The 20,475-nt window shown below is 71.6% G+C and carries 17 protein-coding genes; 6 read left to right on the top strand and 11 right to left on the bottom strand.

The window, feature by feature from the left end:
• The first annotated feature begins 181 nt into the window (after window positions 1–181).
• Window positions 182–1,933: an ATP-dependent nuclease gene (locus ACOOHE_RS03665; protein ID WP_420456446.1), complete on the top strand. Its 1,752-nt coding sequence runs from the start codon at window positions 182–184 to the stop codon at window positions 1,931–1,933.
• A 5-nt stretch (window positions 1,934–1,938) separates the two neighbouring features.
• Here ACOOHE_RS03665 and ACOOHE_RS03660 read toward each other — a convergent pair whose 3' ends face one another.
• The 4 genes from ACOOHE_RS03660 to mnmA form a co-directional block, all read right to left on the bottom strand.
• Entirely contained in the window at window positions 1,939–3,519 is a 1,581-nt protein-coding gene (locus tag ACOOHE_RS03660) for an FAD-dependent oxidoreductase (protein ID WP_420456445.1), read from the bottom strand.
• A gap of 299 nt (window positions 3,520–3,818) precedes the next feature.
• Window positions 3,819–5,327 carry a glycerol kinase GlpK gene (glpK, locus tag ACOOHE_RS03655; RefSeq protein WP_420456444.1) on the bottom strand — a complete coding sequence of 503 codons (1,509 nt, stop codon included), beginning with the start codon at window positions 5,325–5,327 and terminating at the stop codon, window positions 3,819–3,821.
• Window positions 5,328–5,552: 225 nt separating this feature from the next.
• Window positions 5,553–5,753: a zinc ribbon domain-containing protein gene (locus ACOOHE_RS03650; protein ID WP_420456443.1), complete on the bottom strand. Its 201-nt coding sequence runs from the start codon at window positions 5,751–5,753 to the stop codon at window positions 5,553–5,555.
• Window positions 5,750–6,904, bottom strand: a complete 1,155-nt coding sequence (gene mnmA, locus ACOOHE_RS03645) for a tRNA 2-thiouridine(34) synthase MnmA (protein ID WP_420456442.1) — start codon at window positions 6,902–6,904, stop codon at window positions 5,750–5,752. Before mnmA ends, ACOOHE_RS03650 begins: the two co-directional genes overlap by 4 nt.
• Before the next feature lie 146 nt (window positions 6,905–7,050).
• On the opposite strand from mnmA, the gene ACOOHE_RS03640 reads away from it, so the two are divergent.
• Window positions 7,051–7,449 carry a RidA family protein gene (locus tag ACOOHE_RS03640; RefSeq protein ID WP_420456441.1) on the top strand — a complete coding sequence of 133 codons (399 nt, stop codon included), beginning with the start codon at window positions 7,051–7,053 and terminating at the stop codon, window positions 7,447–7,449.
• A gap of 267 nt (window positions 7,450–7,716) precedes the next feature.
• Here the strand turns inward: ACOOHE_RS03640 and ACOOHE_RS03635 are convergent, their stop codons facing one another.
• The 7 genes from ACOOHE_RS03635 to radA form a co-directional block, all read right to left on the bottom strand.
• Window positions 7,717–8,274 (bottom strand): adenine phosphoribosyltransferase, encoded by a 558-nt coding sequence (locus ACOOHE_RS03635; protein ID WP_420457595.1) that lies wholly within the window; start codon window positions 8,272–8,274, stop codon window positions 7,717–7,719.
• A gap of 65 nt (window positions 8,275–8,339) precedes the next feature.
• Window positions 8,340–9,611, bottom strand: coding sequence for an N-acetylmuramoyl-L-alanine amidase (locus tag ACOOHE_RS03630; protein WP_420456440.1), 1,272 nt, complete (start codon window positions 9,609–9,611; stop codon window positions 8,340–8,342).
• 297 nt (window positions 9,612–9,908) lie between these two features.
• Complete coding sequence (locus ACOOHE_RS03625) at window positions 9,909–10,616, bottom strand: hypothetical protein (RefSeq protein ID WP_420456439.1); 708 nt, start codon at window positions 10,614–10,616, stop codon at window positions 9,909–9,911.
• Window positions 10,613–12,052: a hypothetical protein gene (locus ACOOHE_RS03620; protein ID WP_420456438.1), complete on the bottom strand. Its 1,440-nt coding sequence runs from the start codon at window positions 12,050–12,052 to the stop codon at window positions 10,613–10,615. The genes ACOOHE_RS03625 and ACOOHE_RS03620 overlap by 4 nt, the downstream gene beginning before the upstream one ends.
• An 86-nt stretch (window positions 12,053–12,138) precedes the next feature.
• Window positions 12,139–12,783 carry an RNA polymerase sigma factor gene (locus ACOOHE_RS03615; RefSeq protein ID WP_420456437.1) on the bottom strand — a complete coding sequence of 215 codons (645 nt, stop codon included), beginning with the start codon at window positions 12,781–12,783 and terminating at the stop codon, window positions 12,139–12,141.
• 3 nt (window positions 12,784–12,786) lie between these two features.
• Complete coding sequence (locus tag ACOOHE_RS03610) at window positions 12,787–13,644, bottom strand: class I SAM-dependent methyltransferase (protein WP_420456436.1); 858 nt, start codon at window positions 13,642–13,644, stop codon at window positions 12,787–12,789.
• Between the two features lie 273 nt (window positions 13,645–13,917).
• Window positions 13,918–15,327: a DNA repair protein RadA gene (radA, locus tag ACOOHE_RS03605; RefSeq protein ID WP_420456435.1), complete on the bottom strand. Its 1,410-nt coding sequence runs from the start codon at window positions 15,325–15,327 to the stop codon at window positions 13,918–13,920.
• Between the two features lie 175 nt (window positions 15,328–15,502).
• On the opposite strand from radA, the gene ACOOHE_RS03600 reads away from it, so the two are divergent.
• The 4 genes from ACOOHE_RS03600 to ACOOHE_RS03585 all read left to right on the top strand — a co-directional run bounded on the left by ACOOHE_RS03600 (window position 15,503) and on the right by ACOOHE_RS03585 (window position 20,419).
• Window positions 15,503–16,312 carry an MlaE family ABC transporter permease gene (locus ACOOHE_RS03600; RefSeq protein ID WP_420456434.1) on the top strand — a complete coding sequence of 270 codons (810 nt, stop codon included), beginning with the start codon at window positions 15,503–15,505 and terminating at the stop codon, window positions 16,310–16,312.
• A 100-nt stretch (window positions 16,313–16,412) separates the two neighbouring features.
• The gene (locus tag ACOOHE_RS03595; RefSeq protein WP_420456433.1) at window positions 16,413–17,168 is read left to right on the top strand and encodes an ABC transporter ATP-binding protein; all 756 of its coding nucleotides are present in this window, start codon (window positions 16,413–16,415) and stop codon (window positions 17,166–17,168) included.
• Window positions 17,169–17,228: 60 nt separating this feature from the next.
• Entirely contained in the window at window positions 17,229–18,263 is a 1,035-nt protein-coding gene (locus ACOOHE_RS03590; RefSeq protein WP_420456432.1) for an MlaD family protein, read from the top strand.
• Window positions 18,264–18,352: 89 nt separating this feature from the next.
• A complete protein-coding gene (locus ACOOHE_RS03585) occupies window positions 18,353–20,419 on the top strand; it encodes a prolyl oligopeptidase family serine peptidase (RefSeq protein ID WP_420456431.1) in 2,067 nt (688 codons plus the stop codon).
• Window positions 20,420–20,475: the final 56 nt, after the last annotated feature.

The raw sequence follows: 20,475 nt of genomic DNA, 5'->3' as shown, positions 1-20,475 counted from the left end.
CCCGTCACACACCGCCACCCGAGTAGCCTCGGCACCCCTCCTCTTGCTCCATCGCATCCTGCCTCTCGCCGTCCAAGTACCTCCTCTGGACCACTTGTTTCAAGGTCAACGCTTTGATCTCACTGTTCATGGTGGGATGTTGACGTTGCTAGGTCCAAACGGCTCTGGCAAGAGTCAGGTGATGCGCCAGCTCAAGAGACAGCTCGCGGTGCAACTCGGGGACCACGGCCACGTGCTCATGCTGGCAGCAGGACGTCTCCAGCCCTTCGAGGAGGCCCGCATGGTTATGGGCACATTCAGCGACGAACCTCACTTTGACCGCCAATTGCAAGTTGCAATACAAAAAGACCGAAGAGATAAATGGTACATGATTGAATCGGTCAGTGGAGTCATGACCCGACTTTCTGAGCGATTTGACCTCCAGCTCAAGGTGACAGAGCGACTGCGTGCTCTGTTCGGTCGAGAATTCGACTTAGAGTGGCCAGACGGTCGTCTTCAGGTGACGTTCTTACGTGGCGACGTTGTGTATCCGTCCGCTAAGGAGGCAAGTGGACTACTCCACCTCGTTGCCATTCTTGCCGCACTTTACAATGATGAGCTGGCGGCAGTTCTGATCGACGAGCCGGGCATATCGCTCCACCCCCAGTACCAATCTTTCGTTCGCAGCGAGATGGAACGAGTGGCTGGTGACCCAACGGCAGGAAAAAAATTAGTTGTCTGCGCAACACATGCGCCAGCCATGACCCGGCTTCGCCAGCCAACAGACCTCTGCAATGTCGTCTTCTTCCGCGATGTCGATACACTTCCGGTTCAGGTCGCTCCGGCAGATGAGACGCTTCGGAACCAGAAGCTTGGAACGTTTATCCAGAGCCTTGGAGCGAGCCATCGCGAAGCGCTATTCGCAGCTCGCCCGCTTCTTGTGGAAGGGCCGAGTGACGAGGTTGTCGTTGATGCGCTGGACAGTGCTCTCGACGTAAACCTCCACGCCTCCGGTGGCCACCTTGTCCAAGCCGTCGGAAAAGGAACGATGCCGACAATTATCAAGCTGCTCCATCTCATAGGGAAAGAGCCTGCTGTGCTCGCGGACCTCGACGGATTCACGGACGGACTCGACCTTGTCAATGCCTTCAACGATGTTGAATCTGGGCGCGCGGCAGCTGGAGTCGCGTCGGATATCCGCGATTCAGCCAAGACGGCGCTCGAAGCGCTAGAGGCAGCCGTAGTTTCAAATTGGACGGACATCGAATCCTTGGCAACGTCTCACTCCTACTGGAAGGACTCGACCGACCCCGGGACCGTTGCAAAGATGAAGCGGAGAGCAGTCGCTGCTGTAGTGCTGGCGGACAACCCCGAACGCATCAACCAGCTTGAGAATGGGAGATTATGGGTTCAGCTCCACCGTCAGCTTTCGACGGCACTCGACATTCTTGAGAAGGCAGGTCTGTTCATACTGCGTCACGGGGAGATCGAGGACCACTACCGAGAGCCCGCAGATCGAGATGACAAGATCGGGTCGGCAGCCATCGAGGCGAACGCGATCCGCGCAGATCCACACTCCGCGGAGATCCGTCACAGCGTTGCTCTCCGAGCGCTCAGACATGTGTCACCGTCACTCCCAGTCGACGAGTCTGGCGCGGTCCGCGTTGCCTTCGCGTCAGTGGTCGCTCCGGCGGTCAGCGACTTACGGGGCGGTAGGAAGACGACGACGGGAGCTCTCAGTGTCACCGCAAGCCGCTACGCGAATAGCGCAGCATCGCTCTTCGAGGTGGAGCGCGCAGACACCGACGACGAACCGACACTCAAAGTCGGCCTTGCTACTTCTATCCTCGATGTAATCGGTTTTCCGGTCTATGTCAGAGCCGACGAGGACGCCGTGACTGTAGCCGACCGGTATATTCAACCGAAGCCCCATCCAACCCAGGGGACGGAGTAAAGCAGTTAAGACGCACGGACCGCGTTGTCGGCCAGGAGGTAGCCGTCGGCGAGGGCGCGGTACGCCGTGACCTGCTCGCGCTCCCAATCCTCATCGTGGCCCAGCTCCTCGGACAGAATCGTGGCCACGCGGGGGGCCATCGCGATCGACGCCCGGGCGTCGAGGAGCAACTCGCGCGTCCGCCGGGCGAGCACGTCCTCGACCGTCCGCGCCATCTCGTGGCGGGCGGCCCAGACGACCTGCCCGGCGACGACCGGCCGGTCCGGGTGGAGCCGCTCCGCGAGCGCGTCGTCGGTGCGGATTAAGGCCTGGAGCGCGGGCGCGTCCGAGCCGTAGGCCCGCAGGTCGCCGAACACCTCGGCGTTGGCGTGCGCCCCGTGGATCTGGAGGTCGGCCGTGACCGAGGGCCGGTCGTCGAGCCCGGCGAGCAGGGCGGCCTGGTCGATGGTGTCCTCGGCCATCTTGCGGTAGGTCGTCCACTTGCCGCCGGTGATGGTGACGAGCCCGGAGTCGGCGATGTGGAGCGTGTGGTCGCGCGAGAGCGCGGCCGTGCCGCCCTCGGCGTCGGGGTCGGCGACGAGCGGACGGAGGCCTGCGAACGTGCTCCGGACGTCGGCCGGCGCCGGGTCGCGCGTGAGGTAGCGGGCGGCGTGGACGAGCAGGAACTCGATCTCGTCGGCCAGCGGGCGCGGCTCGAGGTCCGCCGTCTCGACCGGCGTGTCGGTCGTGCCGACGACGACGGCGTCGTTCCAGGGGATCGCGAAGAGGACCCGCCCGTCGTCGGTCTTGGGCACCATGATCGCGTGGTCGCCGGGCAGGAACGCCTTGTCCAAGACGATGTGGACGCCCTGGCTGGCCTGGACCATCGGCCGGGCGTCGGCGTCGTCCATCCGGCGGACGCGGTCGGTCCAGACTCCCGTCGCGTTGACGACGACCTTGGCCCGGACCTCGCGCTCGTCGCCCGTCTCGACGTCGCGCGCGCGGACGCCGACGACCTCGATCCCGTCCTTCAGCAGCCCCACCACCTCGACGTAGGTCAGCACGACGCCGCCCTGCTCGACCGCCGTCTGGGCCATGTTGACCGCCAGCCGGGCGTCGTCGAACTGGCCGTCGTAGTAGACGACGCCGCCGTCCAGGCCGTCGGGCTCGATGGTTGGCAGGCGCGCCAGCGTCTCGTCCTTCGACAGGTGCCGGCTCCGCCCGAACCCGGACCGGCCGGCCATCAGGTCGTACACCTTCATCCCAACCCCGTAGAACGGGCCCTCCCACCACGAGTAGTTGGGGACGACGAACGCGAGGTCGTGGACCAAGTGGGGCGCGTTCTTGAGCAGCCGGCCCCGCTCCTTCAGCGCCTCCAGCACCAGCGATACGTTGCCCTGGCGGAGGTAGCGGACGCCGCCGTGGACGAGCTTGGTCGACCGGCTCGACGTCCCCTTCGCGAGGTCGGCCTGCTCCAAGAGCAGCGTCCGGTACCCGCGCGAGGCCGCGTCGATGGCGCACCCCAGCCCGGTCGCGCCCCCGCCGACGATGACGACGTCCCAGTCGGGCGCGTCGTCGAGGGCGGAGAGCATGGCGTCGCGGGTCATAGCAAGAGCGTAGGGCGTGGACCGTCGAACGTGGGGCGGGTGGCCGTGTTCGTCGGAGCAGCCGCCTTCCTGGCCCTCCCTCCGACGACAGGGCTGCTACGCCCTCGGGAGTGGTTCGACGTGCAACGCAAACCAATCGTCATCCCCGCGTACGCGGGGATCCATAGGGGGGCGCTCGCCGAGCACAAGGATGGATTCTCGCGTGCGTAGGACCGCAAGGCGACGGCGCCAGCCAATGACGGCTGTTGTTCGGGTGCCGGAGAAGAACGCTGCGGCCCCGGCGGGACGACACGTGGTTGCTACCCGACCTCGTTGCCGTCGGCGGCCCAGCCCCGGGCGCGGTCGAGGGCGCGGGACCAGCCGGCGCGACGGCGGGCGGCCTCGGCGGGTGCCATCGACGGCGTAAACCGGCGGTCGACGGCCCACTGCTCGGAGATATCGGCTCCCGAGCCCCACACGCCGACGGCCAGGCCGGCCAGATACGCGGCCCCGAGCGCCGTCGTCTCCGTCACGGCCGGGCGGACGAGCGGGGCCTGGAGCAAGTCGGCCTGGGTCTGCATCAGGAGGTCGTTCGAGGCCGCGCCGCCGTCGACGCGGAGCTCGGCCACCGCCAAGCCGGCGTCGCGCTCCATCGCCTCCAGGACGTCGGCCACCTGGTAGGCGACGCCGTCGAGCGCGGCCCGGGCGACGTGGCCGTCGGTCGTCCCGCGCGTGAGCCCGACGAGGGTGCCGCGCGCGTAGGGGTCCCAGTGCGGCGCTCCGAGCCCGGCGAACGCGGGCACGAGGTAGACGCCGTCGGTGTCCTCGACCGCCCGCGCCAGCGCCTCGACCTCGGCCGCCGACCGGATGATCTTGAGCCCGTCGCGGAGCCACTGGACGACGGCGCCCGCGATGAAGACGCTCCCTTCGAGCGCGTACTCGGTCGGGGCGTCGCCGAGCTTCCAGGCGACCGTCGTGAGCAGGTTGTTTTCGGACGCGACGGCCTCGGTCCCGGTGTGCATCAGCATGAAGCAGCCGGTGCCGTACGTGTTCTTGGCCATCCCCGGCGTCACGCACCGCTGGCCGAACGTGGCCGCCTGCTGGTCGCCCGCGATCCCGGCGATGGGGATGGGCGAGGCGAACAGGTCCGGCGACGTCTCGGCGTAGACCTCGCTCGACGACCGGACCTCGGGGAGCATCGACCGGGGCACGTCGAGGATCGCCAGCAACTCGTCGTCCCAGTCGCCCGCGTGGATGTCGAAGAGCAGCGTCCGCGAGGCGTTCGTGACGTCGGTGAGGTGGTGGCGCCCGCCGGTCAGGTTCCACACGAGCCAGCTGTCGACGGTCCCGAACGCCAGCTCGCCAGCCTGGGCGCGGGCCCGGGCGCCCTCGACGTGGTCCAGGATCCAGCGGACCTTGGTGCCGGAGAAGTAGCTGTCGAGCACGAGCCCGGTCTTGGCCTGGAACGTCGGCGCGTGGCCGTCGGCCTTGAGCTGGTCGCAGAAGGCGGCCGTCCGCCGGTCCTGCCAGACGATGGCGTTGTGGATGGGCGCGCCCGTCGCCCGGTCCCACACGACGGCCGTCTCGCGCTGGTTCGTGATCCCGATGGCGGCCACGTCGCTCGCGCGCAAGCCCTGCCGCGACAGCGCCTCGGCGGCAACGCCAATCTGGCTCGACCAGATCTCGGTCGGGTCGTGCTCGACCCAGCCGGGCCGGGGGAAGATCTGCTCGACCTCGCGCTGGGCGACGGACCGGATCCGGCCCCGGTCGTCGAACACGATGGCGCGCGAGCTGGTGGTGCCCTGGTCGAGGGCGAGGACGTAGGGCATGGTGCGTTCGGCGGGTTCGGCGGGTCCCGCAGGTTACGCGGGTTCGTGCGCACCCACCGGCCGGGTCGGCCCACCCCGCGGAGCGATAGCCCGGACCCCCTGCTTTCCTCCCGGTCGCTGCGCTCCCAGGTCGGAAAGCTGTCCCCCTTCAAGGGGGACAGCCTGATCGGCCCTTGAGCGAAGCGATGGGCGATCAGGCGGGGGGTCAGCGACGGCAACCCGCCCCTACCCGAACCAGCCCAAGAGCCACGCCAGCAGCGGGACCGCGAACAGCACCATCAGCCCGACGAACAGCCACGCGCTCGCCGTCGTGGCCGCCTTGCGGACGGGGAACTCGTAGGCGCAGTACGGGCAGACCTCGGCGGCCTCGTCGACGGCGAAGCCGCACGACGGGCACTCGCGCTCGCCGGGGCCGGGCTCGATCACAGCGTCGGCAGGGCGACGAACTCGGGCGACGCCTCGGGCTGAGCACGCGCCGGGCGGTCGATCCAGCCGCCGGCCACCACGTCGTCGCCGTCGTAGAACACGGCGGCCTGGCCGGGAGCCACGGCCGTGCGCGGCGTCTCGAACACGGCCTCAAGAGCGTCGTCTCCGAGTTGGCGGACGACGGCCGGCGCGCCCGGGTCGCGGTGGCGGATCCGCCCGCCCAACCGGGCCTCGCCGTCGATCCCGGCCCACTTGCCCCACACGACGCCGCTCGCCGTCAACGTCCGCTCCGCCAGCGCCGACCGGGGGCCGACGACGACCGTGTTCGTCTCGGGCTCGATGCGGACCACGTAGGCCGGCTCGCCCAGCGCGATCCCCAGCTTCCGCTGGCCGACGGTGTAGAACGGGTACCCGTCGTGCCGGCCCACCACCTCGCCCGTTTCCGAATGAACGAACGGGCCACCCGCCAGGTCGGCCACGGCCGGCGCGCGGCGCGCCAGGAAGCCCCGGTAGTCGTCGTTGGGGACGAAGCAGATCTCGTACGAGTCCTTCTTGTCGGCCACGTGGTCGAACCCCATCTCGGCCGCGAGTCGCCGGATCTCGGTTTTTTCGAGGCCGCCGAGCGGGAAGAGCGTCCGCGCGAGGTGGTCCTGGGCCACGCCCCACAGGACGTACGATTGGTCCTTGGCCGCGTCGAGCCCTCGGCTCACGACGTGTCGCCCGCCGTGCTCGCGGACCCGGGCGTAGTGGCCCGTCGCGATGTGCTCGCAGCCGAGCGCGTCGGCCCGCTTGAGGAGGGCGGCCCACTTGATGTGGGTGTTGCAGAGCACGCACGGGTTGGGCGTCCGTCCCGCGAGGTAGTCGGCTTGGAACCGGTCGATGACCCAGTCGCCGAACTCGGCCCGGATGTCGACGACGGTGTGGCTGGCGCCCAACCGGACGGCGACGGCGCGGGCGTCGTTCATGTCGTCGAGCGAGCAGCAGCCCGAGGTGGCCCGGCTCACGCCCGAGCCGCCCAGCGACGTCTCGTAGTCCCACGTCTTCATCGTCACGCCGACGACGTCGTAGCCGGCCTCGTGCAGGAGGCCGGCCGCGACGGACGAGTCGACGCCGCCGCTCATGGCGACGAGTACGCGACCGTGGCGGCTCATGAACGGGTGGAGAGGACGTTTGGCACGGGGAAAGCTATCGACCCCTCACCGCCGGGCCCTGCCGGCGGACTAGAGTTTCCCCCTTCTTCGCGCCCCCCGGAGGCCTGCCTCGGGATCTTCCGGCCCGCGCTTCCTCGCCCCCCCCGATGACGACGCAGCCCCCCTCCCGCCGCGAGCGGATCAAGACCCCCGACGCTCCCGCCGCCATCGGCCCGTACTGCCAGGGGCTCTTGGTCGGCGACACGCTCTACGTCTCGGGCCAGATCGCGCTCGACCCGTCGTCCGGCGAGATGGTCGAAGGCGACGTCGAGGAGGAGACGTCGCAGATCTTGGCCAACATCGGGGCCGTGCTCCGGGCGGCCGACATGGACTTCGCGCACGTCGTCCAGGTCACGCTCTTCCTACGGGACATGGACGACTACGCCGTCGTCAACGAGGTGTACGCCCGTTACTTCAGCGGGGCCACGCCGGCCCGGGAGGCGCTCGAAGTGGGCAAGCTCCCGCGCGAGGCCTGCGTCGAGATCAGCTGTATCGCCGTGCGGTAGAGGCGAGGCGGCCCAACTCCCGCCCACCCCGATTCTCCCCGACGAGTCATTCCCGCGGAGGCGGGAATCCAGAGCGGGCGGGGCACCGGGGTCGCCACTCTGGGTCCCCGCCTTCGCGGGGATGACGGCTTGAATACGGGGAAGCGTTCCTGGTAGGTCGAAGGACGTAGCGGCCCTGGATCCTGGGAGGAAGCGCCAGCGGCGAGCGGGGGTTACCCACACCCGTCCCCTCGCGCCACTCCGCCTCCCGTCGCGGCGGGCGCCGAGCTACACCGTGATCGCGGCCTCGACCGGGACGCCAACCGGGAGCGCCGAGCGGCCGTCCAGGAACGCGATCTCGACGGCGAACGACACGCCGACAACCGTCGCCCCGGCGGCCTCGACCAGCCGGCAGGCCGCCGCCGCCGTCCCGCCCGTCGCGATCACGTCGTCGTGGACGAGCACGCGGGCAGAGGTGGGCAGGTCGGCGGCGTGGAGCTCGAGGGCGTCCTGGCCGTATTCGAGCGCGTAGGCCTCGCGGAGCGTGGGCCCGGGCAGCTTGCCAGGCTTGCGCGCGGGCACGAAGCCGGCCCCGAGCCGGGCCGCCAGCGCGGCCCCGAACCAGTAGCCCCGCGCCTCGACCCCGACGACGTGCGTCACGTCGCCGCCGGTCCATGGGGCGGCAAGCCGGTCGAGGAGGGCCGCGAACAGAGCGGGGTCCGCCAGGACCGGCGTGAGGTCCTTGAACTGGACGCCCGGCGACGGGAAGTCAGGGACCGTGCGGAGGGCGGCGGCGAGGTCGGTCACGGCGTTTGGCGGGTTCGGCGGGGGACGCGGGTTGGGCAGGGTCGGTGGCCGTCGTGATCGAACCGGCGCGACCCGCTGAACCAGCCCCACCCGCGAGGCCCCGGCTATCCCTCCGCGCCGGCTTGTCGCAGGCCGCGCTCGTAGGTCGCCTTGTAGTCGCGGACGGCCTCGAAGATCGCCCGCGCCGTCTGGTCCATCCCCGCGGGCGACGAGATCAGCCGGGCCTCCTCGCGGTTCGTCACGAACCCGACCTCGACCAGGACCGCCGGCATCGACGCGGCCCAGAGCACCATGAAGTTGTCCTGCTTGACGCCCCTGCTGTGGCGGCCGGCGGCCTCGAACCGGCCCTCGATCAACCGGGCGAGGTGCTGGCTCTCTTCCTGGTACGCGCTCATCGCCAGCGAGCGCAGGATGTCGCCGCCCTCGGCGAAGTCGGCGTAGTAGCTCGGGTCGCTCTCGAGCTCGATCACGGAGTTCTCGCGCTGCATGACCTCGCTGGCGCGGGCCGAGCCGCGCGGGGCCAGGAAGAACGTCTCCGTCCCGTAGGCCGACGACGGGCCGGCGTTGGCGTGGACCGAGATGAACAGCTTGCCACCTTCGCGGTTGGCGATCCGCCCGCGGTCGCGGAGCTCGACGAACGTGTCGTCGTCGCGGGTGTAGACGACGCGGATGCCCAGCTCGCGCTCCAGCATCGGCCCGAGGCGGGACACGACGCCGTAGGCCACCTCCTTGTCGCTCGTCCCGTTGCCGACGCCACCGTGGTCGTGGCCGCCGTGGCCGGCGTCCAAGACGACCGTGTCGAGCCGCCAGTGCTCGGCGCTGGCCACGGCCACCGACTCGCCGCCGGGGACCGGGCCGGTGCCCGTCACGGGCGCCGCCGGCGGCACCGTCCGCATCGGCGGCTCGTCGGCCGGGCGCGCGGGCGGGAGCGGGCGGCTCGGCCGGCCGCCGCCCCACGCCTGCCGCCGGGGCCGCGGCGCGGACGAGAACGACAGCAACAGGTCGTCGCTGTCGCGGTCCGGGTACGCCCGCACGTGGACGTCGGGGTCGACGTCGAACCGGACGATCACCTGGTCGCGGTCGACCCCGACGTTGTAGCCGCGGACGGGCTGGACGGCCCGGGCCTGCTCGACGGCCGGCGCCAGCCGGGCCCGGTACAACACCAGCTCGAGCACGCCGCCGTCTTGATCGACGCTGTACGCCCGGACCCGGCTCGACGTGTGGACGCGGGCCACGAGCGACGCCCCGTCGGGGCTCCGGTCGAACGAGACGCGCTCGACGTCGACGGCCGGCCCTGAACCCGTCGGAGGGTCGGCCCCGGCGCGAGCGGGCGCCGAGACGACCAGGGCGAAAACGAGGAAGGCGAGGCGACGCATGGGGCAGGGGGACCGGGGGAGCTCAGCGGGCGAAAAAACCGTGCCACGCCGAGTCCCCCACGCGGAGAGTTGCCCTCCAGGACCGACCTGCGACGGGCGACCCGTCGGAGCCGCTGCGTTCCCACGTCGGAATCTGGAGCCGGGGGGAGGCCCCCAAGATAGGGACCTGCCCCCTCTCACCTCAAGTGATTTCCGAGATCGGGCCCAGTATTCCCACACGGGTGTGGATAACAGGACAGCGCCGTGGCGCGACCGCTCTCGTGCCGACGGCCCGCGCGCCCTCCGCCCGACGTCCGTCTACTGGCCGCCGACGAGCTCGCGGAGCCGACCGTTCACGATGTCGTCGTGGTGACCACGGCGGTCTTCGAGCTCCTCGCGAGCGGCGTCGAGGCGCTCGGCCACGACGGCGATCTCCTCGTCTCGGATCTCGTGCTTGAGCGAGAGCAAGTCCGAGATCAGGCCGCGGAGCTGCTCGCGGAGCCGGTCCCGCTCCGGCCCGCGCGGCCGGGCGCGGACGCGGGCGGCGAGGGCGCCGACCTCACTCTCCATCGACTCCGCCTGCTGCATCCGGTCGTAGAGCGCCTCGTTCCGCGCGGCGACGTCCCGCATGTAGGCCTCCTCGATGATCGGCGTCATGCTCTCCTCGGGCATCTCGGCGACGGCCTCGGGCGTCACGTCGCCCAGGATGTAGACGCCGCGGCCGGGCCGGCTCGATGCGTCCATCGGCACCAGCTTCTCCCCTTCCAAGACGTAGACCGCGCCGTCGACCTCGAGGACGGGGACGATCGGCCCGGTCAGCTCGAGCGGCATCATGCTGAAGCCGTCCAGGTCGAGGCCCGGCGGGACGGCGTCGGCGAGGTGGCGGCCGTCGAGGTAGACCTGCCCGTCGCGGACCTCGAACGTGCGGACGACCTCGCCTCCAGCGCGGACCTCCTGAGTTTGAGCGGACGGGGCCGAGGCGGCGGCAAGCGCGAGCGCCACGGCGGCGAGCAAACGTCGCGTCATCGCTGGACCGAGGACGAGTCGGAACGGAACCGAGCCCGCGCCGGAGCCCCCGCGCGGACGGCCTGGACCCCCGGCGCCGAGCCGACCGACCGCGACGTCGGCACGCCGAACGTCTCCGCCGGGGCGTCGTCCCAGGCCAGCGCGTCCTCGGCGTCGAGCTCCTGGAGCCGGAGCGAGAGCGCGCGGACGTCGTCGGAGGCGTCCCAGCCGGGCGTCGGGTCGGGAGGAGGAGGGGAGGGCGCCGTCGCAGCGGCGAACGAGGTCCGGGCGGCAGCCGAGGGTGCGGCCTGAACGGCTGCCGACGCGGCCGGGGCCGACGGGCGGGCCGCTCGCTGAACGACCGCGGCCAAGCCCGACGCCGCCGCGGCCGCAGACGGCGGCGACGGAGCGAACGCGGGCGCGTCGGCCGGCGCAGGGGCGAGCTCGGGCTCCGGCTCGAGCTCAGCGGTGCGCGCCGCTGGCGCCGCCGGCTCGGCCTCCGCCACGGCGGCAACCGGGACCGGCGACGAGTCGGACCCGCCAATCGGCAAGATGACGAGGGCGGCCAGCGCGGCCACCAAGAACGTCGCGGCCCCAGCCCACACGCCGACCGGCGCGCGGCGACGCGCGGGACGCACAGGGACGCGGTCGGGCGAAGCGGACGGCCGGTCGTCGCGGACGGGGGCCGAGCCCGCCGTCGCGGCGGCCACGCGGACCGCGTCGAGTGTGGCCGCCGACGGGCGCGGGCGGGGCATCCGGTCGAGCGCGCGGAGCGACTGGGCAAGGACGGCGTCCTCGACCGGCGAGGCGTCCCTGACCGGCTCCGCCTCGGCGCCCGACGCCTCGGCGGCCCGGGCCACCACGGCAGCGACAGCGTCGGCCGAGGGGCGGGGCTGGGGACGCGAGGCGAGCGCTCGCTCGACCACCTCGCGCGACTGGCGGAGAACGTCGGCCTCGACGGACGTCACGGCGGGGCCGTCGAGGTAGACCGCGCGGATGGCCGCCCGCTCGGCGGTCGCCTGGGCCGCGCGGGCCTCGACGGCTGCGATCACCGACACGTCCGGGCGGGCTCGCGGGAGCTGGTCGAGGGCCTGGAGCGACTGGTCGAGGACGGCCGCCTCGGTGGGCGACTCGGCCGGGAGCGTGGCGGCGGCAGGCTCGGCCGCCCGAGCGAGGACGGCGGCCACGACATCGGCCGAGGGCCGCGGCTGCGGGCGGGCGCCAAAGGCGCGCTCGACGACGGCCTGCGTCTGGTCGAGGGCGGCCGTCACGACGGCCGCGCGCGCTTCGACGGCGGCGACGGCGTGGGGCGACGGCGCGACCGCGGGCCGTCGGTCGAGGAGGGCCCGCATCTGGCGGAGCGCCTCCTGCTCCGGGTGCCCCGCGCCGCCGGGCGCCAGGGCGCCGACGGGCTCCACGTCGTACACGTGGCGAAGCGGGGTGAGAGCGTCGGACATCGGACTGGTGGGGCGTAGCGAACGGGACGGCTGGCGAACTCGTGTGTGAAGAGGGCGGAGCGGGCGGGGCCGCTCCGGCTTGGGCCCTAGGCGGGCGTCTCGTCCTTCGGCTTCGGGGCGCCGGGCACGTCGGCCGTGACGCCCTCGAACCACTCGGGGTCGAGGATCTTGCGCAGGTTGATGAGCGCGTAGCGCATGCGACCGAGGGCCGTGTTGATCGAGACGCCGGTGAGCTCGGCGATCTCGCGGAACGTGAGCTCCGACTGGTGCCGCATCAAGACGACCTCGCGCTGCTCCGGCGGGAGCTGCTCGATGGCCGCCTCGACCTCCTCCCAGAGATCGGCCCGGTTCAGGAGCGAGTCGGCCTCGGGGGCCTCATCCGGCAGGCGGTCCCAGAACGACGGCCCCTCGTCCTCATTGCTGAACTTGTCGACGTCGGTGAACTTCTTCTTGGCCCGGAGCCAGTCGAGCGCCGCGTTCCGCGCGATCCGCATGGTCCAGGCGAGCCACCGGCCCTGGCTCTCGTACGAGCCGCGCCGGCGGTGCATGGCCTGGATCGCCCGGTACAGCGTCTCCTGGAACAAGTCGTTGGCCACGTCCCGGTCCCTCACCATCCCGACGAGGTAGCCGAAGATCCGCTCCTGGTGCCGGGCGAGGAGCTGGGAGAACGCGCGCTGGTCGCCCTCGTCGAGGTAGGCCGTAACGAGCTCGGCGTCGGTGGGAGGAGGCATGGGTCAGGCGGCGCCGGCGGAGGTCGGGAGAAGAGCACTCACACGCGCGGCGGCCGTCGTGGCTCCCCCGAGATCGCCGGGCGCGGCGTGGACGAGCAGGCCGTACTTGCCCGCGTAGAACGACGGGCCGCGGTCGCGGAGCGCGCGGTACGCCCGGCGCACCGGCCGGCCGGGCTCGACGTCGTCCAGCACGACCAAGGCGCCGCCGGCGAGGTGGGGGCGGATCGTGTCGAGGTAGCCCAGCGCGGCGTCGGCCTGGTGGTGGCCATCGACGAACACCAGGTCCCACGCCTCGGGCGCGGCCACCTCGGGCAACGTCTCCGCGAACGGCCCCACCCCGATCCGCACCCGGCCGTCGTCGCCGACGCGGTGGCCCAGGCGTTCGAGGTGGCCGGCGGCGAGGGCCGCCAGCGCTGGGGCGCCCTCCAGCGTCACCAGCCGCCCCGCCGGCCCGCCCTCGGCCTCGTTGAGCGCGAGCGCCGCCGCCAGGTGCGCCGCGCCGACGCCCAGGTTCGTCCCCAGCTCGAGCACCCGGCGGGGCCGGAGCCCGCGCGCGAGCCCGAACAGGAACCGGCCCCAGGCCGGCCCGGTCGCCGCGCGCCGGTACACCTCGGCCACCCGACGGACGGGCGGCTTGTCGCCCCGGGTCCCCGCTCCGTAGTCGACCACCTCGACGGTGGCGGGCGACCGGCGCAGCTCGCGGCGGAGCGCGTCGATGGCCGCCTCGGCCGACGCCTCGGCCGGCGTCAGCCGGAGCCGGGACGCACGGCGGAGCGCGTCGCCCGCCGGTCCGGGCAGGGCCGGCTGCCCCACACGGAGCAGGCCGAGGCCGAGGCGGAGCGGGAGGACGGAGGCGGGCACAGACGTCGGGCGGAGCCCGCCGAAACTACCGTCCCCAGCCGGACCGGGGAAAACCCGGTCTCGATTCGCTAACGGAACGGGAGGGCACAGATCCAGTACCCTCGCTCCTCTTCTCCCTGGCCCCCCATCCGTGCGGCGTCGGCGGACCCGGACGCCTCGGCGTCTCCCCTCTGGTCCTCCGAGCACGCACCGGCTGCCCCACGGCGGCCCCTGGCCACCTTCGAGGCCCGACCTCCCCCCCGAGGTCGGGCCTCTTTTTTACGACGGCCGCGCTCAGCACACCAGGTCCAGCGCCTCCGCCAGCCGGCGGACGGGGAGCACCTCCAATCCTTTCGGCGCCTTCAGGCCCTTCGCGTTGGCCTTCGGGATCATGGCCCGCTCGAACCCGAGCTGGCGGACCTCGGCCAGCCGCGTCTCGATCCGGCTGACGGCTCTCACCTCGCCGCCCAGCCCCAGCTCGCCGACGATGGCCGTCCCCGAGTCGAGCGGCACGTCCTTCAGCGACGAGGCCACCGCGAGCGCCACGCCCAAGTCGACGGCCGGCTCCTCCAGACGTACGCCGCCGGCCACGTTCAAAAAGACGTCGGTCTGGCTGAACCGCAGGCCCTCGCGCTTTTCCAACACCGCCAGTAGGAGCTGGAGCCGCTTCGAGTCGAAGCCGGTCGCCGTCCGCTGGGGCGTCCCGTAGCTGGCGCCGGTCACCAGCGCCTGGACCTCGACCATGAGTGGGCGCGTCCCTTCGAGCGCGCAGACGACGGCCGAGCCGGAGGTCCCAAACTGGCGCTCGCTCAGGAACAGCGCGCTCGGGTTGCCGACCTCCTTCAGCCCGCCCTCGCGCATCTCGAACACGCCGAGCTCATTCGCCGCGCCGAACCGGTTCTTGACCGCCCGCAGGATCCGGTAGGCGTGGTGCCGGTCGCCCTCAAAGTGGAGGACGGTGTCGACCATGTGCTCGAGCACGCGCGGGCCCGCAATCGACCCCTGCTTGGTCACGTGGCCGATCAAGAACGTCGTCGTGGGGAGCGTCTTGGTCACATCGAGCAGCGCGGCGGTCGACTCCCTCACCTGGGCGACCGAGCCCGGCGCGGAGGTGAGGTCCGGGCGGTAGACCGTCTGGATCGAGTCGACGACCATCACGTCCGGCTGCAAGTCGTACGCGGCGGCCAGGATGGCCTCGACGTTCGTCTCGGGGAAGAGGAACAGGCCGTCGGGGTCGATGCCCATGCGCTGGGCGCGGAGCTTGACCTGCTGGGCGCTCTCCTCGCCGGTCACGTAGAGGAGCGAGTGGCCGTCGAGCCCGCGCCCCAGCTCCGTCATCAGCGTCGACTTGCCGATGCCGGGGTCACCGGCGACGAGCGTCAGGCTCCCGACCATCGCGCCGCCGCCCAACACGCGGTCGAACTCGGCCAGCCCGGTCGGGAGCCGGTGCCGCTCGGCGACCGTCACGTCTCGCAAGCGCTGGGGCCGCGTGCTCCCGTAGGCCCCGCTCATCCGGGGCGCCGAGCCGCTGCCGCCGTCGCCGCCGACGGACCGGCTGCCCCGCATCACGGGCGCCTTGACCGTGCTCGGCACGGCCTCCTCGACGAGCGTGTTCCACTCCTTGCACCCGCTGCACTGGCCGGCCCACCGGGGCGTCGTGTGGCCGCAGTCCTGGCAGACGTACTGGGTTTTCGCTTTGGCCATCGTTGGAGGGTACGGGGTACTCGGTACGGGGTACGTGTCGCGCCCAGGACGCAGGTACCTCGTACCCGTGAGGTCGTGGAGAAACGGGGAGCGGGCACCCGGCGTCCGGGGGGCCCGTAGCTTGCTCGCGGCGGGCCCGGGAAGATCGTCCCGGCCGCTGTCACCCGCCCGTCACATGGAAGTCTCGCCGAGCGTCGCCGACCGCGTCCGTGCCGGGTTCGCCCCGCTCTGGCGGATCCCTGGCGGGATGCTCCAGGGGTTCGGCGCGTACTGCCTGCTGATCGCGAGCGCGTTCAACCTGCCGCGCGACCTGCGGCCGTCGCTCTACGCCCGCAACCTGGCGACCCAGATGGTCCAGGTCGGCATCGACTCGATCCCCATCGTGTCGCTGGCGACGGCGTTCTCGGGCGGCGTCGTCGTGGTCCAGGCCATCTACCAGCTCGAGAACCCGCTGCTCCCGCTGACCATCGTCGGGACGTTCGCCCAGCAGTCGATCCTGTTGGAGCTGGGGACACTCGTGACGGCGTTCGTGCTGTGCGGCCGGGTCGGCGCGCGGATCGCGGCCGAGCTGGGGACGATGCGGGTCAAAGAGCAGATCGACGCGCTCGAAGCGATGGGGCTCAACAGCCGGAGCTACCTCGTGGTCCCGCGCGTGCTGGCCGGCGTCCTGATGTTCCCCGTGCTCTACGTCGTCGCGGCGTCGGTCGGGATGGCGATGGGCGCGGCCGTGGCCGAGGCGTCGGGGCTTTTGACGGCCCAGACGTTTTGGGAGGGCGCGCGGCTCTTTTTCCGCCCGTACGACGTGTTCTTCGGCCTCGTGAAGTCCCTCGTGTTCGGGTTCGTCATCACGTCGATCGCGTGCTACACGGGCTACCAGGCCCGGGGCGGGGCCGAGGGCGTGGGCGAGGCCACGACGCGGGCGGCCGTCCTGGGCTGCGTCTGGGTCCTCTTTACCGACTACCTCTGCGCGGCCATCCTGCTGTGAGGGTACGGGGTACACGGTACGGGGTACAGGATCTCCGCCCGTGTGCGGGGCCCGCGCCACCCCCGTCCGTACCCCGTACCCCGTACCTCGTACCCACTCCGTGATCCAAGTCCGCGACCTGTCCAAGTCCTTCGGCGGCGTGCCCGTGCTGCGGGGCGTGGACCTGGACGTGCCCGAGGGCGAGGTGACGTGCGTCATCGGGCGGTCGGGCTCGGGCAAGAGCGTGCTCATGCGCCACATCATCGGCCTGCTGAAGCCGGACGCCGGCCGCGTGGTCGTCGACGGGGCGCCGCTCGACGAGCTGACCTACGCCGAGCTCCGCCAGGTCCGGCGCAAGTTCGGCGTCCTGTTCCAGGGCGGGGCCCTGTTCGACTCGATGTCGGCGCGCGAGAACGTCGAGTTCCCGCTCCGCACGTTCACCGCGCTCACGCCCGGCGAGGTCCGCGCCCGGGCCGACGAGTGCCTCGCGCTGGTCGAGCTCCCCGACGCCGGGCCCAAGAAGCCGGCCGAGCTCTCGGGCGGCCAGCAGAAGCGCGTGGCCCTGGCCCGCGCCATCGCCATCGAGCCCAAGTACATCCTGTACGACGAGCCAACGTCGGGGCTCGACCCCGAGACGTCCAACACGATCGACGAGCTGATCTACCGCCTCGGCACGACCATGGGGACGACGAGCGTCGTCGTGACCCACGACATGCACTCGGTCCTGTCCATCGCCGACCGGATCGCGTTCGTCCACGACGGCGAGATCCCGTGGACCGGGACCGTCGACGACCTCCACCGGGCAACGGACCCCACGCTGCTCGCGTTCGTCCGCGCCAACGAGTACAAGATCGGCGCGCCGTCGCAGACGGCGTAACGGGTGAAGGGTTGAGGGTGAGGCGCCCTTCACTCATCACCCCTCACCCCTGACCCACCCATGACCAACGAAATCAAGGTCGCCCTGGCGATCCTCCTGTCGGCCGTCGCCATCTTCTTCGGCGTCCGGTTCCTGTCGGGGCAGCCGCTGTTCGGGGCCGGCTACGAGGTCGTCGCCGTGTTCGACGACGCGCAGGGGCTGGCGCCCGGCGCGATCGTCCAGCTCAACGGGGTCCGCGTGGGCGACGTCCGGTCGGTCGAGCTCGGGCCCGGCGCGCGCCAGGTGTTCGTGACGATGGCCATCGACGGCGGCGTCGAGGTCCCGCGCGGGTCGACGATCCAGACGGCCGGGCTGAGCGCGCTCGGCGAGGTCCGGGTCGAGATCACCCCGCCCGTCGGCGCCGACGCCGGGCGCCCACTCGTGGCCGGCGACACGCTGCGGGCCCTCTCGACGCCCGACATCTTCGACCTGATCGCGGGCGAGTCCAACTCGCTCACGGCCCGGGCCGACTCGGCGCTCATCGGCGCCGTCAACACGTTCACCACGCTCGACGAGATCCTGCAGAACTCGGGCGGCGACATCGAGGCGGTCCTGTCCCAACTCCGGTTCCTGACCCAGGGCGCGACCCAGCTCATCATCGACGAGCGCTCCCGGATCGACCGAACGATTGCCTCGCTCGAGTCGGCCGCCGCCAACGCCAGCAACGTGTCGGACCGCGTCGGGCGGAACGTCGAGGACCTGTCGATCACCGTCGGCAACGACGTCGTGGCGACGTCTGGGACCGTCCGCGCGCTCGCCGAGACGAACGCGGACTCGGTCACGGCCACCGTCAACAACCTGTCGGCGGCGATTCGCCGGGCCGACGGCCAGCTCGAGGAGCTCACGGCGCTCACGGCCAACCTCGCCTCGCTCACGGCCGACCTCGACTCGACGCTCAACTCGCCCACGGGCACGATGGGCCTGCTCCTGAACGACCCGTCGCTGTACTACAACGCGAACGCGGCAGCGGCGGCGCTCCAGCAGCTCCTGCAAGACCTCCAGGCCGACCCGAGCCGCTACCTCCGCGAGCTCGACGGCGTGGTCCGGGTGTTTTGACGATGGGGTGGACACGTGCGACTCGTGGACGGGTGGACTCGTGAGACCCGACCCCTCGTAGGTTCCGCCGCCCGCCCCCACTCGTCCACATGTCCACGAACTCACCCGTCCACCTCCTCGTCGCCCTCCTCTTCCTCCTCCCCTCGGCGGTCGCTCAGGACCCTCCGCCGCTGGGGCTGATGGACGTGTTCGAGGTCGAGTACGCCTCGGACCCCCAGGTCTCGCCCGACGGCCGGACGGTCGTCTACCGCCGGAACCGGCTCGACGTCCAGACCGACCGCGTGAGGGGCGACCTGTGGAGGGTTTCGACCGACGGGACCGTCCACCAACCGCTCGTCGTCGGCGTCGACGCGGGCGCGGCGCGGTGGTCGCCCGACGGCACGCGCCTCGCCTACGTCGCCCAGGACGAGGGCGACGAGCGGCGGCACCTGATGGTCCGCTGGGTCGAGTCCGGCGTGACGGTGCCGGTGGCCCGGCTGGCGTCGGCGCCGGGCGTCGTCGCGTGGTCGCCCGACGGGACGACGCTCGCGTTCACCCGGTTCGTCGAGGGAGAGGCGACACCGCTCGCGAGCCTGCCCGGCCCGCCGGAAGGCGCGACTTGGGCCGACGCGCCGCGTGTGATCGAGACGACGGTCTACCGCCAGGACGGCGCCGGCTTCACCAAGCCCGGCCACCGCCAGCTGTTCGTGGTCCCGGCCGAGGGCGGCACGCCGCGAGCCCTCACGGAGGGCCCGTACGACGTCGACGGCACGCCGGCCTGGACGCCCGACGGCGCCGCGCTCGTCGTGTCCAGCGACCGCCGCGACGACGCCGACCTCGACCCCGGCGACTCCGACCTCTGGCGCGTCGACCTCGCCACTCGGCAGATAACGCGGCTCACCGACCGCGTCGGGCCCGACGCCAGCCCGGCGGTCGGGCCGCGCGGCCAGATCGCGTACCTCGGCGCCGACGACCGGCGGCTCGGCTACCAGGTCACGAACCTCTATCTCCGCGGCGACGGCGAGCCCCGCCAGCTCCTGCCGACGCTCGACCGCGACCTCCAAGACCCGACCTGGACGCCCGACGGCGACCTCGCCGTCCAGTACGACGACCAAGGGACGACCAAACTGGCCGTGGTTGACGGCCGAGGGCGGCTCCGGGCGCTGGCCGAGAACGTCGGCGGGACGTCGATCGGGCGGCCCTACGGCGGCGGCTCGTTCTCGGTCGGCGGCGGCCGCGTCGCGTTCACGCTGACGGCGCCCGACCACCCGGCCGACGTGGCCGTGGTCGACCTCGACGGCGGCGACGTCCGGCGCCTCACCCACCTCAACGACGACCTGTTCTCCCAGCGAACCCTCGGCGCCGTCGAGGAGATCTGGGCCGAGTCGTCGGCCGACGGCCGGCGCGTCCACGGGTGGGTGATGACGCCGCCCGGGTTCGACGCGAGCCGCCGGTACCCCCTCGTCCTGGAGATCCACGGCGGCCCGTTCGCCAACTACGGCCCCCGGTTCTCGCTCGAGGCCCAGCTCTACGCCGCCGCCGGCTACGTCGTCCTCTACACCAACCCGCGCGGGTCGACGAGCTACGGCGCCGAGTTCGGCAACCTGATCCACCACGCCTACCCCGGCCAGGACTACGACGACCTGATGAGCAGCGTCGACGCCGTCGTCGCGCGCGGCTTCGTCGACCCCGACCGGCTCTACGTCACCGGCGGCTCGGGCGGCGGCGTGCTGACGGCCTGGATCGTCGGCAAGACGGACCGGTTCCAGGCCGCCGTCGTCGCCAAGCCCGTCATCAACTGGACGAGCTGGATCGGGACGGCGGACTCGTACGTGTTCGGCGCCAAGTACTGGTTCGAAAACCTCCCCTGGGAGGACCCCGACGCCTACTGGGCCCGGTCGCCGCTGTCCCTCGTCGGGAATGTGACCACGCCGACGATGGTACTGACCGGCGAGGACGACGTCCGCACGCCGATGTCGGAGTCGGAGCAGTACTACCAGGCGCTCCGGCTGGAGGAGGTCCCGAGCGCGCTCGTCCGCGTGCCCGGCGCGAGCCACGGGATCGCGGCCCGGCCGTCCGGGCTGATGCGGAAGGTCGGCTACATCCTGGCGTGGTTCGAGCGCTACGGGGGGGAGCAGCTCGCGTCGCTCGCCGGGGAACGGGGGGATGGGAACTAGGGAAATGGGAACGGGGAAATGGCAGAACGGCCTGGCCCACCTCCCAGTTAGCTCTT

Origin of the sequence: Rubrivirga sp. (genome assembly GCF_965213695.1) — a bacterium.
In the GTDB taxonomy this organism is placed as follows: Bacteria; Bacteroidota; Rhodothermia; order Rhodothermales; family Rubricoccaceae; genus Rubrivirga.
The sequence above is the reverse complement of the archived record's forward strand: the minus strand, read 5'-3'. Positions and strand labels throughout refer to the sequence as shown.

Coding starts and splice junctions, on each gene's coding strand:
- ACOOHE_RS03665 (WP_420456446.1), top strand. CDS start 182: ATGCGCCAGCTCAAGAGACAGCTCGCGGTGCAACTCGGGGACCACGGC.
- ACOOHE_RS03660 (WP_420456445.1), bottom strand. CDS start 3,519: ATGACCCGCGACGCCATGCTCTCCGCCCTCGACGACGCGCCCGACTGG.
- glpK (WP_420456444.1), bottom strand. CDS start 5,327: ATGCCCTACGTCCTCGCCCTCGACCAGGGCACCACCAGCTCGCGCGCC.
- mnmA (WP_420456442.1), bottom strand. CDS start 6,904: ATGAGCCGCCACGGTCGCGTACTCGTCGCCATGAGCGGCGGCGTCGAC.
- ACOOHE_RS03640 (WP_420456441.1), top strand. CDS start 7,051: ATGACGACGCAGCCCCCCTCCCGCCGCGAGCGGATCAAGACCCCCGAC.
- ACOOHE_RS03630 (WP_420456440.1), bottom strand. CDS start 9,611: ATGCGTCGCCTCGCCTTCCTCGTTTTCGCCCTGGTCGTCTCGGCGCCC.
- ACOOHE_RS03625 (WP_420456439.1), bottom strand. CDS start 10,616: ATGACGCGACGTTTGCTCGCCGCCGTGGCGCTCGCGCTTGCCGCCGCC.
- ACOOHE_RS03620 (WP_420456438.1), bottom strand. CDS start 12,052: ATGTCCGACGCTCTCACCCCGCTTCGCCACGTGTACGACGTGGAGCCC.
- ACOOHE_RS03615 (WP_420456437.1), bottom strand. CDS start 12,783: ATGCCTCCTCCCACCGACGCCGAGCTCGTTACGGCCTACCTCGACGAG.
- radA (WP_420456435.1), bottom strand. CDS start 15,327: ATGGCCAAAGCGAAAACCCAGTACGTCTGCCAGGACTGCGGCCACACG.
- ACOOHE_RS03600 (WP_420456434.1), top strand. CDS start 15,503: ATGGAAGTCTCGCCGAGCGTCGCCGACCGCGTCCGTGCCGGGTTCGCC.
- ACOOHE_RS03590 (WP_420456432.1), top strand. CDS start 17,229: ATGACCAACGAAATCAAGGTCGCCCTGGCGATCCTCCTGTCGGCCGTC.
- ACOOHE_RS03585 (WP_420456431.1), top strand. CDS start 18,353: ATGTCCACGAACTCACCCGTCCACCTCCTCGTCGCCCTCCTCTTCCTC.